The organism is Allobosea sp. 05T439 (genome assembly GCF_056396005.1).
Genome location: NZ_JBFTKP010000005.1, coordinates 47,025 through 61,833, shown reverse-complemented (window position 1 = coordinate 61,833; position 14,809 = coordinate 47,025). Strand labels below are relative to the sequence as shown.

The following is a 14,809-nucleotide window of genomic DNA, read 5'->3' as shown; positions in this document are numbered from 1 at the left end:
CCCGATTTTCATCGCAGCCTTCGTTCTCGACGCTTCCGGGATCGTCTTCGTCCTGATGCCGAGCCTGTTGCCGCTCTGCTGGAGATCGAGCCCGTCTCAGAGGGATGACACCGGTCGGGACCGCCGGCTTTCTGCTTTGCAACGGCGACATCAAGGCCTCCGCATCGATCGAAAGCATGGCGCGATGAGCGCGCGGCGAGCACGGCTGGACCGCTCGTAACGGATGTCCGATTCCGGGCCGTGACGCCTCGGCAAGTGGCGCTTGAAACGCGGAGATATTTAGCCGTCTGCACATGCTTGCGTTCAGCAGAAATTATTACGATCTAACAATAATTTCTGCTGGTGGAGACCTCGTTCGGTTCCATTTTTGGGAGCCCTGTGCAAATTTGCACAGGAGCGCGCCAAAGGGTTCCCTATGAACAAGCCGATTCGTCCGCCGATCAACGCCCAGCAAGTCGCCGATCGCGCCGGCGTGTCGCGTTCGGCGGTGTCGCGCACCTTCACCGAGGGCGCCAGCGTGTCGGAGTCTACGCGCGCCAAGGTGCTCCGGGCAGCCGCAGACCTCGGCTATCACGTCAACCATCTGGCTCGCGGCCTGACCAGCCAGCAATCCGGCATCGTCTGCCTTTTGATCGGCGAAATCGCCACGCCTTACCAGTCGGCCTTGCTCGATGTGGTGACGCGGCGGCTGCAAGCCATGGGCAAGGTCGTGATGGTCTTGAACACGGCGGGGCAGGCGGAAGCGACAGAGGCCGCGTTACGCCAGACGCTCAATTACCGCGCGGACGCCACCGTGGTCGTGTCGGGCAGTCCTTCATCCTCGCTCGTGGAGACCTGCGTCGCCAACGGCCAGCGCGTCATCCTGATCAATCGCGACGATCTGCTCGAAGGAACCCAGCAGATCCTCGTCGACAGTTCCGGCGCCGCTGCCGAGGCGCTGATGATGCTGCGGCGCGCTGGCTGCGAGCGCATCGCTGTCGTCAGTTCGACCGCCGGCACGCCCAGCATCGTGGCGCGCGAAGTCAGTCTTTCGGTTGCTGCCGCCAAGGCCGGGGTCGACGTGCAGCTGTGCCGTTTCGGCCCGACGGGTTACGCCACGGGCGCTGAGACGGCGCGTCAGCTTTTCGCCTCGGCGGCGCGGCCGGATGGCGTCTTCTGCGTCACCGACCTGCTGGCATTGGGCTTCATGGATGCGGCGCGGAAGGAATTTGGCCGGCGCGTCCCCGAGGATCTCTGTGTCATCGGCTTCGACGATATACCGCAGGCCGGCTGGGCTGCCTACGAGCTGACGACCTTCCGCCAGCCACTCGACAGCATGGCCGACCATATCGCAACAATCCTGGAGGGCGGCTGCCTGGTCGAAGGCCCCATCAACCTGCCGGCTCAGACGGTCTGGCGGCGCAGTGTCCGCCCCTGAGACGGCGTGACGACGAGCGCCTTGAGATCCAGCGCGACATCAAGGGTCGGCATGCGGTCGAGATAGCGCCCGAGCAGGCTGATGAAGGCGATGAGCCGCCCGGCCAGCCCCATGGCTTCGGCATGATGCAGTTCGTCGATCCAGCGGCGATAGACGGCAAGGCGCGCTTCAGGCACCAGATCGAGCGCGAGGTCTGCTGCCTTGCGCAAGCGGTACCAGTCCTCGGCGAGGGCGGTCAGGGCTATGTCACCCGTGCTGGCAGCCGGCGTTGCCTGTGGCCAGAGCAGTCTCTCCAGATCGGCGAAGCGGTGGGTGCGTGCGAACTCCGCCATATCGCGCGGCCATTCGCGTGCCATGTAACGGGCGCCGACGAGGGCGCACAGATGACGGTCGAGAAAGCCAAGATGGCCGCCGGCGCTGACAGCCTTCGGTGACGGATCGCCGGCGGCGCCCGCCTCGCGGCTATAGTCATCGAACGCGGCATCGTGACCGGGCACGTCGTCGAGACGGATGGTGCGTAACCGCACGTGGTCCGTGGTGACATCGAGCAGCTTCATCGCCGGAGCGAAGCCGACCGGCGATGGCACGGCGATGTTGAAGAAGCCCCCATATTCGTCCCGGAACACGGCGGTATCGTTCACGTGCAGATGGCCGGAGAGGTGAAGACGCACGCCGGTCTCGGTGAAGCACCGCGCCACCTCCATGGTCGGCGCGCGCCGGGCGAGGCCGGAACTTGGGAAAAGTGTGCACTCCAATGCCGAGGCGCCGGCGAGTGCGTCCAGCACCGGATAATGCGAGAATGCGACGAGAGCCTTGCCGCCGCGCCGCGCTCGCTCGGCGACGTCGCGCATCCAGGGGAGCAGATGCGGACGCGTGCGCAACACTGCAGACCACCCGCCATCCGAGGGATCGAGCATCTGCGCGGGATCATCGAGATCAGTTGCCCCGTCGCGCGGCGCGACGATGTTGGCGTCGATGGAGAGCAGCCACAACCCCGCAACGGGCTCGATCAGATATGATGCGTCGATCATATCAAAGCTCTTGGCTCCGTCAGGGCTGGCGGCACGGACCGTTCGCGAGCTCCAACGGGCATCGCTGCCAAACGGCGTTTCAAAATGCAGGTCGTCGGTGCGAGGTTGGAAGCCGAGATCGGCCATGAGCGTCAGCGCCTCGGGCGCGCCGAGCATGGCAGTCTCCGGCGACGAGATCGCGGCGCCACCCGGTGCGGCGTGGCTCCCGACGATGACCCGGCTGCCGTCGCGCCCGACGAACTCCTTGCGCTGCGGCCGGCCCTTCAGCGCCCAGAAATCGTGATTGCCGGGTGTCATGAATACGCGCAGGCCATGGCGACGCTCGTACTCGGCGATGAGCGCGACGGCGACTTCGATATTGTGCCGCTGACCATCGTCGGTGAGATCGCCGGGAACGATGACAAGCCTCGCGCCTTCCGCAACAGCGCAATCGAGCGCGGCGCGGAAGGCAGGAAGGCTCTCGTTGAATACGCGGGTGGACGCAGCTGTATCGGCCCAGCTGCGCACTGCGCCCGTAAGCCCCGCCCCCGCTGGTCGCCAGGCGACGTCATGCACATGCGGGTCGGCGATGACGGCGATGCGGTATGTTGGGTTCAATCAGCCAACTCCGGCAGAGGGCCATGCTCTTCCGGGTGCGCGGCGATGTCGTCCTCGATCATGCGCGCCCAGCGAGCAGTCCGCGCGGCGGCGGCGATCAGCATGGGCTTGGGCGTCTCATGCCACTCGTCGGGACGGAGTTCGCGCTTGCCGCGAACGTAATTGATGGCGTCCTCCAGGGTGGGAAACTCCGCTGGGAGACGCAGATGCAGAAAGAGCGCCACCAGGATGACGGAACGCGAGCGCCCGGCCCGGCAGCTGACCAGCACATTGCCGCGCTCGCGCACGGAATAGGATGGCTTCTCCGGCAGAATCTGGTCGAGTGCGCCCTTCAGCTGAAAATAGCCGGCCAGCATCATGGTTTGCGGGTTGCCCGGTCCGTCAACGATACCAAGCTTGTAGTAGCGGATCGGGGCATGCCCGAAATCGACGTCGTTCAGCGCGTCCGGCGCCGGCTCGGCCACGTAGTTGAAGTCGAGATTGACGGCGCAGTTGAGCACCGTGGTGATTCCGTGCCGCTTCAGCAGCGGGATATCGGATGCGCCTTCACGCCCGCCGACATAGAGATCGATGCCATAGCCGGGCAGGTTCTCGTAGACGCGCGAGATGTGCGGCCGGTCATAGCGGGGCGTGGGCATTTCAGGGGCAGCAACGTCTCTTGTCGGAGCCATAAGGGGTACTCGCCAATTCCGGATCGAATGAGTTTGCACAGCTGTTCATTATCGCTCGCTCGCAGCCGCTCGTGCAGATGCGATGACGCAGTCCACTCCTGCGGTGACCGCGCCGCCGCAACGGCACGGCCATCTAGGCGACGCGTCGCCTTCGCCCTTCGGAGATCTCGCGCGCGACGCGATCGAGCGTCGGATAATTCGCCCCTGCGCCTACAGCGACATAGCCCGGGTGGAGGAACGCCGGCGCGGTCGGCGCGACCTTGCCGAGGTCGTGCGGGGTGTAGCGGCCGCCCGCCTTCTCTAGGATCAGGATGGCGGCGGTGACGTCCCAGGCGTTGACGCCGAAACCGGCGGCGGCGTCGACCCAGCCGGCCGCGACATGGGCGATGCTGAGTGCGGCGCTACCCGGTCGTCGCAGGGTCGCGAAGGTGCGTGTCAGTTCGCCGAAACGGCCGAGCGCGACCGCTTCGCCGTCGTTGCGGAAGTCGCGCGGCACCGGATAGCCGGTGATCAGTACGGCGTTGGCCTCGTCGGGGGCGGCACGGCTGGCGAGCGGTTGCCCGTTGAGCCAGGCCCCGTTCCGATCGGCGAGGAACAGGTTGCCACCGATCGGATCGAGGATGGCCCCGGCGACGGTCTCGCCGTCGACCACCGCTGCCACCGACGTGCACCAGAACGCCATCCCGCTGGCGAAATTGGCCGTACCGTCGATCGGATCGACATACCAGTGCACCGCGCCGCTCCCGACCGAGCCGCCTTCCTCGCCGACAAAGGTCGAGTCGGGAACCTCCCGGAACACGAGATCGCGGATCACCGCCTCGGCGCGGCGGTCATGCTCGGTGACGGGGTCGTGCCGGTCGCGCTTGAAATCGACCACCATGCCGGCGCGAAACGCGGCCGTGAGCGGCTCCTGAACGGCGAGAACGGCTTTGCGGGCAATATCGGCGATCGTCGTATGCAGCATTGTCTGGACTTCCGGCTCAAGGGGCGCGGTGTGTTAGCGCTTGTAGTGGATCTGCCAAAAATCCTGCCAATCCTGCCGCTTGTCCCAGTCGTCGAGGCCTGTCTTGGCGTCGTAGGGAAACAGGCGGTCCAGCACGACGGCAACACCCGATGGCTCGTCCTTGGGGACCGGGATCGCCTTGCTGGTCGGCAGCTTGCCATCTTGCATCTGCGGCATCAGCCCCTCTTCCGTCAGAATGTAGCGGACGAAGAGTTTGGCGGCGTTTGGGCTTTTGGTGCCTTTGGCGATGAGCGCAAGCTTGGTGTAGCTCCAGCCGACCCAAGGCTGAAGCGTCTTGCAAAGGCCAAGCTTGTAGCCCTTGTCGGCGTTGTCGCGGAACTTGGCGGAGCTCAGCAGCCCCATGAACGGCGCCTTCTGCCCGGGCGCCCCGACTGCGTCGGAAATGCGGTCGTCATTCTCGGACACGAGCGGCGCATTCTTCGCCAAAGCCGCGAGCCATTCGGCGGCAGCGGTCTTTTGCTGCGGGACCAGCGGCTTGCCGTAGTGCGCCTTGTAGGCGGCAGCGAGCGCCTCGTTGCCGTGCTGGGCCAATTGGTTGAACCAGTCAGTATAGGTTCCCTTGGTCAGCGGATCGATGAAGGCGACGCGACCCTTCCATTCCGGCTCGGTCAGCTGCCAGACATTGGAGATCGGGCAGGTCGCGCCGTGGATTTCGGTGTTGTAGGCCCAGACATTGGCGTTGACGGAAATGGCGAGCGGGTCGCGATAGCCGGCCGGGATTTCGCCGGCGAGGTCGGCAGGCAGGTAGCTTTCCAGCACCTTGGCCGGCAGCATCTGGCCGATGACGGCCGGCGTGTCGGTCAACAGCGCCACGTCTCCCTTGACGTTGCGGCTCTGGCTCTCACGCAGCAGCATTTCGAGCTGGCTGTTGGCCGACACCTTCTGCCCCGTGGCACTGAGGCCGTACTTGGCCGAGAACGCCTTGGCCATGTCGACGATCTTGCCGGTGCTGTCGTAGATGGTGATCGGCGGCTCTTTCCTGGCCGCGGCGATCAGGCTGTTGAGGTCGAGCGGCTCGGCGGCGATGGTCGGAGTGGCGGCGGCTGCCAACGCAACGGCCAGCAGCGGTGCTCTCCAGTAGGCGCTCATGGTCGTTCCTCCCTTGTGCGGCTTGCGAGCTGTTGCACCCGCGCCGCTTGCTTGTTGGGTTCGCGTGCAGGGCGCCGTCAGCGCCTGAGGTTGACGCGCCACAGGTCCTGCCAATCCTGGCGGCGCTCCAGGTCGCTCACGGACGACGCCAGATCCCACGCCATCATCCGGTCGAGGGAACGGCCGATGCCCGAGGGCTCATCAGCGGGCAAGGCGATCTTGGGGTGCGTCGGCACCTTCCCGTCGACGAGTTGCGGCGCGAGTCCCGGTTCGGTCAGCAGGTAGTTGATGAACAGCTTCGCCGTGTTGGGGCTCTTCGTGCCGGCCGCAACGACAGCCATGCTGGGATAGAGCATGCCGGCGAAGGGTTGCATGTCGCGGCAGATCGTCAGGCTGAACTTCTTGTCGATATTGTCGCGGAACTTGGCGACCGGCACCATGCCAAAAAACGGCTGCTTTTGTCCGGGCGCGCCGACGGCGGCGGCGACGGCGGTCGAATCGGCGATGAGTGGCCCGTTGGCGGCCAGCGCCTTCACCCAGGCGGCGGTCGCCGAGCCCTGCCGCTTGTCGAACGGCTTGCCGAAATGCGTCGCATATGCGGCCGCCATCGCGGCGTCGTGGTGCGTCTCCAACTGGTTGAACCAGTCGGCATAGGCCGGCCTCTCCAGGGGGTCCATCAGGGTCACCAGACGCGACCATGCCGGTTCGGTCAGTTCCCAGACGTTCTTGACCGGGCAGGATTGCGATGCCGCGCCGTTATAGCTCCAGACATGCGGATCGGTGACGAAGACCAGCGGATCCCGCGCATTTTTCGGCAACAGGTTCGCCGCGTCGTCGGGCACGTAGGAGGTGACGACCTTCTTTGGCAGCAACTCGGCCGCGACCGACGCCGTGTCGGCCGCAAGCGAGATGGAGGCGAGCGCGGCACCGGCGCGATGCTCCCGAATGAGCAGTTCCACCTGGCCTGCCTCGCTGACCTTCTTGCCGGTGACTCCAAGCCCATAGATCTTGTTGAAGGCGTTGGCCGTATCGACGATCTTGCCGGTAACGGCGTAGACCGTCATCGGCGGCTCGGCCTTCGCACGCTCCGCGAGCAGCTTCAGATCCTCGGCCATGGCGGCCATTGCAGCGACCGACGCGGCGACCGCCAGGCCGGTGCGGAGTGCAGCCCTCGTCATGACAAGCATGGATCCCTCCCGTTTTCTGTCGTTGGGGGCGTTCATTGGACAGCTGTTTGCGCGAGGACGTCGTCGGCACGTTGGAGACGCTGGCCGTCGCGCGAAAACACATGCAGCGCTGCCGGTCGGACGTGGAACCAAATCGTGTCGCCGACCTTGTGGCGCGGCGCCTCGTTGGCGGTCGCGAATGTCTTCTTGCCGCCCGAAGTCAGCTCGACGATCCAACTGCCACCGGTCGGAAGGATGCCGGTCACGACCGCCTCGTCGGCGAAGTTGCCGAGAGGCACCGCGTCGGCCGAGTCGGCAATCTGAATGGTTTCGGGCCGGAGCCCGAGCGAGCCGATATCGGCATCGGGGCCCAGTCGGGCCGTGAGAAAGGTCACCGCGTGCCGCCCGACGACGTCGTGCGAGGCAGCGCCGATCTCGAAAATGTTGATCGGCGGGCTGCCGACGAACTCGGCAACGAAACGGTTGGCTGGCCGGTCATAGATGTCGTTCGGCGTCCCCATCTGTTGCAGCGAGCCCTCGTTCATCACCGCAATTGTGGTTGCGAGCGTCATCGCCTCCCATTGATCGTGCGTGACGAAGACGATGGTGGTGCCGAACTCAGCATGGATGCGCTTCAATTCGGCGCGCATTTCCAGCCTCAGTCGGGCGTCGAGATTCGACAGCGGCTCGTCGAGCAGCAATACGCCCGGATTGACCACAAGCATGCGGGCAAGCGCCACACGCTGCTGCTGGCCGCCGGAGAGCTGCGACGGATACCGTCCCCGGTATTTTTCGATGTCGAGCGCCTTCATGACGCGGGTGACGAGAGCCTCGCGTTCGGCCTTCGGCACCTTGCGCAGGCGCAGGCCAAAATCGGTATTGCGCTCGATGGTCAAGTGCGGCCAGAGCGCGTAGCTCTGGAATACGAGGCCGAGCTCGCGCTTTTCCGGCCCKACGAACAGGCCCTTGGAAATGCTGTCGACGACGCGCTCGCCGATGCGGATCTCGCCGCCGGAGAGGTTCTCCAACCCCGCGATCATCCGCAAGGTCGTCGTCTTGCCGCAGCCGGATGGGCCGAGCAGGCACATGAACTCGCCATTGGCGATCTCGAGGTCGAGATTCGACACTGCGTTGGGCGAACCGGCGCCGTAGCTCTTATTGGCGTTTTCCAGGATGATCGCGGGCATCAGCTGCCTAGTCCTTCCGCCAGGTTCGTCTTGGTGAGCTTCTGCGCCGCCAGAGTGCCGAAATAGGCGATGGCCGCGATGATCAGGACGACCGCGTTGGCCGCCTGCGTGTAGTGATAGTCGACGAGGCGCATCGAGAAGGTGGTCAGCACGTCGGTGCTGGGCACGGCGAGCATGACGAACAGGCTGAGCCCCTTGATGCCGGAGATGAAGGGCAGGAGGATGCCGGTCATCAGCGAACCCTTCTGGATCGGTACGACGACAAGGCGCATGCGCGCGAGCCAGCCTGCGCCGACGACCTGGGCCGCCTCCTCCGGATCTCTGCCGAGTTGCATCATGGCGGAGATGCCGGCGCGCGAGGCATAGGGCATCTGGTCGGCGATGAGTGCCAGGATCAGGATGAGCGAGGTGCCATAGAGCGCCGGAATCGGCCCGCGCGGCACCGCAAACAACGAGAGATAGGCGGCTGCGAAGGCGATGCCCGGCACGAGATAGGGCATGAACGTCACTTGGCGCAGGACGGCGGCGAGTGGCCGGACCGGCGTGCGCACCACGACATACCCGGTGATGATGCCGAGCAGGCCCGAGCAGGTCGAGGCCAGGCCGACGATCCATAATGTATTGAACGCCGCCTGCCACAGGTCCGGGCTGAGCAGGATGCCGGTGCGCATGGCGACCGTTGGCAGATTCCAGCCGATCCAATAGTCGAGGGTGAAGTTCGACCATGAAAAATCCGCCGGTACACGCATGACCGTCGACAGGAACAGGGTCAGCAGTGGCACGCCGACGCTGGCGGCGTAGACGCCCGCGGCGAAGCCGGTGGCCGGCCAGCGCCAGATGCCGAGCCGCGCCGGCCGGTTCATGGCGCCCTTGCCGCCGACTGTGACGAAGCGTTGCGCCTCGCGCACCAGATAGGCGTCGATCAGGATCGTGATGATGCCGATCAGCATGATGGCGCCGGCAATCACCCCGGCCACGCCGGTCTGGCGCGAACCGATCGAGCGGTACAGCGAGGTCGCGAGAACGTCGTACTTCACCGGCAGTCCGAGCACATAGGCGACGCCGAACTCGCCGAGGCACTTGGCGAAGATCAGCACCACCGCCGACATCAGCGCCGGGCGCATCAGGGGCAGGATGATCTTCAGCGCGATAGCTCCGCGTCCGGCACCGAGGACGCGAGCCGAATCCTCGAGCTGACTGTCGAAGCGGCGCAGCGCCGACCCGAAGAGGAGAATGACGAACGGCGTGTAGTGCAGCGCCAGGATGAGCGTGATCGGCACCTGGCCGTAGGCGAGCCAGTCCGGCGGGGTGAAGCCGAGGCTCTCCATCCAGCCGGCCTGGCCGCCGACCGTGCGGTTCTTGAACAGCGTCGTCCAGGCGAGCGCAAAGGTCCAGGCCGGCAGCATATAGGGCACGATGAGGGCCGTCGCGAACCACTGCCGCGCGAACATGTCMGTGCGGCAGATCAGCCAGGCGATGGCCGTGCCGACGACGACGGCGATACCAATGGCGCCGGCGGCCACCATCAAGGTGTTGCGCAGCGGTTGCCAGAACAGGTTCGCCGCCACCGGCGATGTGAAGGCGCGGGTGAGGTAATAGGTTGTGAGGCTGCCGACCTCCGCGGCGGTCCGGCGCTCGTCGCCGAACTGCACGGTCACCGCATCGCGCAGAATGGAGACCACCGGCACGACGATGAGATAGGCAAACAGAAGCGCGGCGAAGAGGCCGATGATGGTCGTCGGCTCGCGCAGCGCAACGCGGAGCCGGTAGCGCAGCCGACATGTCCAGGCCGGCGACGGGATAGCATTCGTCCGGGCCCCTTCCCGGCCACTCTCGCGGCGTGGCGCGACGGCATTACCGGTGGTCATCGAGGCGCCCTATTCCGCGCAAGGGCGGGCGCCCGCTGAAGCGGGACACGTCTTGGCCATCGTACCCTCCCTCTCCCCGCACAGCCTTGCAAAGAACGCTCTGCTGTGGGGCAGCTCTTATTTAGCTCTGATCGTGGGGCTGCACGCAGCTTGACCCGATCCGTTGCGTATCAAGCTCAACGCAAACGGCAGGCCTGTCAATCGCAATTTTGCACATGCGTGCAAGCGCGAACCTGGGCAGGTTGTGGTGAACCTCGACCGTGGTTTGCGACGCGATCCTCGCGTTTGAGCACGTTGGGCGGGCGCCGTTGGCCAAAGCCGCTACGGCCCGGCGGATGCGATCATCCGCCTCGGCGGAACCGTCATGGGAGCACTCTCATCATGGGAGCTCTTGGCGGTCCGACCTCCTCAACCGGGCGGGCCGGACGTCAGATCCAGGCAGCCCGGCGGGGCCGTCACTCCGCATCCAGGCCGGCGTCGCATTCGTCGATCAGCCAGGAGCGAAAGCTCGAGACCTCAGCACGCATTCGGGAGAGCCTCGGCGTGAGAAGATAGAAGGCCCGCTCCGACGCGACACGCAGGGCCGTGCCGAATGGTGCCGCCAGGCGTTGCCCGGCGAGATCCTCCGCAACGAGAGCAGATGGCGCAAGCGCCACGCCCTGGCCGTCAAGCGCGGCAGCAAGGGCCAGCGCGGTCTGGTTGAATCGGCGTCCGACCGTTGGTGGGGTCGATGCGTTCGCCAGTTCCAGCCAGAGCGGCCATGCGTCGTGGGCGTCGTGAAGGAGCGTCGCTCCTGCAAGGTCGTCCAGGCTCGAGAGTGTCTTGGCGATGGATGGGCTGCAGACTGGAAAGAGATCGTCCGCAAGCAGGCGCCGGGCATCGAGCGAGCGCTCGAAGGGCGGAGCTGACAGACGCACTGCGAGATCCGGCAGGCCATGTCCTCCGAGGCGTTCGGTCGATTCCGACGCCAGGACGCGCACCTCGACATCCGGCGCAATCACCGAGAATTTCCCGAGCCGCGGAATGAGCCATCTTGCCGCGAAGGAGGGAGTGACAGTGACCGTCACGCCGCGTCGTTCGCGTTCCTGCGTGGGTTCGATTGCGACCATGGCGCCCGCGATAAGTGCGAAGGCCCGTCTGATCTGCGGATGAAAGGCCCGCCCGGCCGCGGTGAGCGCGAGGCCGCGCGGCTCCCGCTCGAACAGGGCGACCCCGAGGCTGGCCTCCAGGGCGCGAACTTGTTGGGCGACAGCGCCATGCGTCACATTCAGCTCTTCCGCCGCAAGGCGAAGATTGAGATGGCGCGCGGCCGCATCGAATGCGCGCAAGGTCGCGAGAGGGGGCATTCGTGACATGATGAGGGTGTAGCAACGCTACAGGGACACCGCACGGAAAATCCATGGTTCGGGGCGTCCTCGTCGCCTACGACCAGCTGCAGCAGGCAACCAGAGGAAAGTCCATGACTCAGAAAGTCGCGATCATTACGGCCGGTGGCAGCGGGATGGGGGCTGCCGCCGCGCGCCGTCTCGCCAAGGACGGTTTCGCGGTTGCCATCCTGTCCTCATCCGGCAAGGGCGAAGCCCTGGCCCATGAGCTCGGCGGCATCGGAGTGACCGGTTCGAACCAGTCCAATGACGATATCAAGCGCCTCGTCGATGCGACCGTCTCCCGCTGGGGGCGCATCGACGTTCTCGTCAACAGTGCAGGCCATGGCCCGCGCGCGCCGATCCTGGAGATCCCGGACGAGGACTGGCATCGCGGCATGGAGGTCTATTTCTTGAGCGTCGTACGGCCGGCCCGGCTGGTGACGCCGGTCATGCAGGCTCAACGCTCGGGATCGATCATCAACATCTCGACGGCATGGGCCTTCGAGCCCGACGCTATGTTCCCGACATCGGCCGTGTTCAGGGCAGGGCTCGCCTCCTTCTCCAAGATCTTTGCCGACAAGTACGCAGCGGACAATATCCGCATCAACAACGTGCTCCCCGGCTGGATCGACAGCCTGCYGGCCACCGATGAGCGACGCCAGCGCGTGCCGCTGCAGCGCTATGGCAGGAGCGACGAAATCGCGGGCACGATCGCCTTCCTTGCCTCCGACGATGCCGGCTACATTACCGGACAGAATATTCGCGTCGACGGCGGCATCACGCGCGGGATCTGAGCAACAGCGCGCGCTGGGCTCTTGAACATTTGGGGGGCTTGCGGAAAACGCTCGCGGCCCCCTCAGGCGCGCCCGGAAATGCCCTTTCCCCCCAGAAGGCTCCTTCCGACAGAGGGCTCTTGCCCGGTTGCCCTCGGGGGGAGTGGCTCCCGGGTCAGGGCGGAGGTGCAGGCCGGTGACGTGCTGTCTGGATGCTGCCGACCGCTCAGGGGTGGCCGCCTCCTGATGGGCTGAACACCGACCAGCCCGTCGCTTCGGCAATGCGCTCCAGCGCGAGGGTGCCGAGGCGGGAATTGCCGCATTCGTTCAGTCCGGGCGACCAGACGGCGATTGCGGCCTTGCCCGGCGCGATCGCCAGGATGCCGCCGCCGACCCCGGATTTTCCGGGCAGGCCGACGCGGAAGGCGAAGTCGCCGGAAGCATCGTAATGACCGCAGGTCAGCATCAGGGCATTGATGCGGCGGGCTCTTTGCGCCGAGATTACCCGCGCTCCGCCGGGCGAATGCAGGCCGCCGAGCATCAGGTAGCGCCCGGCCATGGCGAGCTGCCGGCAGCTCATGGCGATGGCGCATTGGTGGAAATAGACGCCAAGCGTCAGTGGCGCCGCATGCGTCAGATTGCCGAAGGCCTTCATGTAATTGGCCAGCGCAATGTTGCGGAAACCGGTCTCCTGTTCGGCGCGGGCCACGGTCTCGTCGATGACGATCGTCTCGTCCTCGGCGAGATAGCGGATGAAGCGCAGCAGTTCGCCGATCGCGATGCGCGGTTCATGTCCGGCGAGATTGACGTCGCTGACGACGAGTGCGCCGGCATTGATGAAGGGATTGCGCGGAATGCCCTGTTCGCGCTCGAGCTGGACGATCGAATTGAAGGGGGTTCCGGAAGGCTCGCGTCCGACGCGGCGCCAGAGCGTGTCGCCGACCTTGCCGAGCGCCTGGGTCAACGCGAAGACCTTGGAGACGCTCTGGATCGAGAAGGGCTCTTCGGCATCCCCGGCAGCATGCGTTGCGCCATCGGAGGTGACGATGCAGAGGCCGAACTGTCCGGGATCGACGTGGGCGAGCGGCGGAATATAGCTCGCGACCTCGCCCCGTTCGGGATGGGCGGCCATCTCCTCGGCCACCTCGTGGACGATTCGTCCGATATCTGCCACGGCCGCTCTCCGCTTTCCCGGACGGCAGGAAGCCCGAGGGCTGCAGGGGGGTCAAGATTGCGGCGCGCCAGACCGACCTTGCAAGGGGCCGTCGTTGCGGTGCTGCGGGCGACGATGCTTCGCTGCCGGATGACGCCGTGGGCGTGCGGCATTGCCTGGCCAGGATCGCTTTGGCGACATGCCGTGGGGGAGGAGCGCTGCGAGCTGCAGCAAGCCGCGAATCTTGGGCTCAGTGCAACTGGCGGGCCGAGCTGACCAGCAGCGGCGCGCCGGAGAAGGGCCGGTCGAGTTCGCTTTGCGACGCGATCATGCAGCGCGACTTGCCGCGCGACTTGGCCTGATAGAGTGCGCTGTCTGCCGCAGCGAGCAGGGTCATCATGTCCGTGCCGTGGTCCGGAGCAAGCGCAATCCCGACCGAGGCTCCCACGGTGACCTCGTGCTTGTTGTCGAGCTCGTAGGGCCGCGAAATCTCGCGGATCAGCCTTTCGCCGAAGCCGAGAAGTTGCGCGGCTTCGGTTTGCTCGGACAAGACGATGAACTCGTCTCCACCCATCCGGGCGGCGAGATCACCAGTGCGGATCATGCCACGCAACCGCTCGGCGACGAGCTGCAGCAGCCGGTCTCCGGCCATATGGCCATAGCTGTCGTTGACGGCCTTGAAGCCGTCGAGATCGAGATAGATCAGTGCGAGCCGCTTCTGTCCGGCATCGCGGGCGAAATGCGCGTCGAGTGCCTTCGTCAGGCCCGAGCGGTTCGAGAGCCCGGTCAACATGTCATGGCGCGCATGGAACTCGTTCTCGCGCTCGGCGCGCATCGTCGTGACCAGCATCTTGTTGAGCGTGCGGGTCGCCCGGCTCATGCTGAAAAGATAGAAGGGGATCTGCATGAAGACGATCAGCATGATCGGCTCGCCGAGGAAGGGCGCGGCAAAGCAGCAGGCCCCGAGCGTGAGGAAGATCATCACTCCGGCGAGTCGTGGCGCCCCGTAATTGCGAAAGCAGATGCCGCCGACCATTGCGGCGGCCGACAGGCAGGCGAGCGTGGCCACCACCCAATCGCCGCTGCTCAGGCTGATGAAGGTGCCGTAGCCGACACCGCCGGCCCAGGCGACGCCGAGCAGGATGTAGAGATCCGTCGGTGTTTCCTTGCCCTGCCTTGCCCGGGTCTGGGCGAGGAGCAGCACGAAGAGCCGCGTCACGCAGCAGAGGATCTCGAAGGCGCACCAGAGCACGAATGGCAACGTCGGAATCCGCATCGCGATCAGAAACGACACGGCAATGGTGTTGATCACGCCGCCGGCGAAGATCGGCAAGGTGCCATAGAGGCTCCCAATCAAGGCGACCCTGATGTCGGCAGGCACATCGGGGCCAGCATCGGTCAGCCAGCGCGTCAGGCGCCAGCGCGGCAAACTATAGCTTGATGCCTGGCCATTCATACGCGTGCTG

General features: G+C 65.6%; 12 protein-coding genes. 2 read left to right on the top strand and 10 right to left on the bottom strand.

The genetic code is table 11. The annotated features are described in order from the left end of the window. The first annotated feature begins 415 nt into the window (after nt 1-415). Complete coding sequence (locus AC1DIO_RS07340; RefSeq protein WP_441504973.1) at nt 416-1,417, top strand: LacI family DNA-binding transcriptional regulator; 1,002 nt, start codon at nt 416-418, stop codon at nt 1,415-1,417. Here the strand turns inward: AC1DIO_RS07340 and AC1DIO_RS07335 are convergent. From AC1DIO_RS07335 to AC1DIO_RS07300, 8 genes are all read right to left on the bottom strand, one after another. Then, complete coding sequence (locus AC1DIO_RS07335; protein ID WP_441504972.1) at nt 1,384-3,045, bottom strand: metallophosphoesterase family protein; 1,662 nt, start codon at nt 3,043-3,045, stop codon at nt 1,384-1,386. The genes AC1DIO_RS07340 and AC1DIO_RS07335 overlap by 34 nt on opposite strands. After that, on the bottom strand, nt 3,042-3,683 hold the full coding sequence (locus AC1DIO_RS07330; RefSeq protein WP_441504971.1) for a dual specificity protein phosphatase family protein: 642 nt from the start codon (nt 3,681-3,683) through the stop codon (nt 3,042-3,044). Before AC1DIO_RS07330 ends, AC1DIO_RS07335 begins: the two co-directional genes overlap by 4 nt. A gap of 166 nt (nt 3,684-3,849) precedes the next feature. Beyond that, nucleotides 3,850-4,680 (bottom strand): inositol monophosphatase family protein, encoded by an 831-nt coding sequence (locus AC1DIO_RS07325; RefSeq protein WP_441504970.1) that lies wholly within the window; start codon nt 4,678-4,680, stop codon nt 3,850-3,852. A 33-nt stretch (nt 4,681-4,713) separates the two neighbouring features. Next, nucleotides 4,714-5,829 (bottom strand): ABC transporter substrate-binding protein, encoded by a 1,116-nt coding sequence (locus tag AC1DIO_RS07320; protein ID WP_441504969.1) that lies wholly within the window; start codon nt 5,827-5,829, stop codon nt 4,714-4,716. A 77-nt stretch (nt 5,830-5,906) separates the two neighbouring features. Further along, nucleotides 5,907-7,016 carry an ABC transporter substrate-binding protein gene (locus AC1DIO_RS07315; protein ID WP_441504968.1) on the bottom strand — a complete coding sequence of 370 codons (1,110 nt, stop codon included), beginning with the start codon at nt 7,014-7,016 and terminating at the stop codon, nt 5,907-5,909. Nucleotides 7,017-7,048: 32 nt separating this feature from the next. Next, nucleotides 7,049-8,182, bottom strand: coding sequence for an ABC transporter ATP-binding protein (locus AC1DIO_RS07310; protein WP_441504967.1), 1,134 nt, complete (start codon nt 8,180-8,182; stop codon nt 7,049-7,051). Next, complete coding sequence (locus tag AC1DIO_RS07305; RefSeq protein ID WP_441504966.1) at nt 8,182-10,050, bottom strand: ABC transporter permease; 1,869 nt, start codon at nt 10,048-10,050, stop codon at nt 8,182-8,184. Before AC1DIO_RS07305 ends, AC1DIO_RS07310 begins: the two co-directional genes overlap by 1 nt. 455 nt (nt 10,051-10,505) lie before the next feature. Beyond that, the gene (locus AC1DIO_RS07300; protein ID WP_441504965.1) at nt 10,506-11,396 is read right to left on the bottom strand and encodes a LysR substrate-binding domain-containing protein; all 891 of its coding nucleotides are present in this window, start codon (nt 11,394-11,396) and stop codon (nt 10,506-10,508) included. Between the two features lie 113 nt (nt 11,397-11,509). On the opposite strand from AC1DIO_RS07300, the gene AC1DIO_RS07295 reads away from it, so the two are divergent. After that, a complete protein-coding gene (locus AC1DIO_RS07295; protein WP_476853285.1) occupies nt 11,510-12,211 on the top strand; it encodes an SDR family oxidoreductase in 702 nt (233 codons plus the stop codon). 205 nt (nt 12,212-12,416) lie between these two features. On the opposite strand, the gene AC1DIO_RS07290 is transcribed toward AC1DIO_RS07295, so the two are convergent. Both AC1DIO_RS07290 and AC1DIO_RS07285 read right to left on the bottom strand, forming a co-directional pair. Continuing rightward, nucleotides 12,417-13,364, bottom strand: a complete 948-nt coding sequence (locus AC1DIO_RS07290; RefSeq protein ID WP_441504964.1) for a glutaminase — start codon at nt 13,362-13,364, stop codon at nt 12,417-12,419. Between the two features lie 229 nt (nt 13,365-13,593). Continuing rightward, the gene (locus AC1DIO_RS07285) at nt 13,594-14,799 is read right to left on the bottom strand and encodes a diguanylate cyclase domain-containing protein (protein WP_441504963.1); all 1,206 of its coding nucleotides are present in this window, start codon (nt 14,797-14,799) and stop codon (nt 13,594-13,596) included. Nucleotides 14,800-14,809 lie beyond the last annotated feature (10 nt).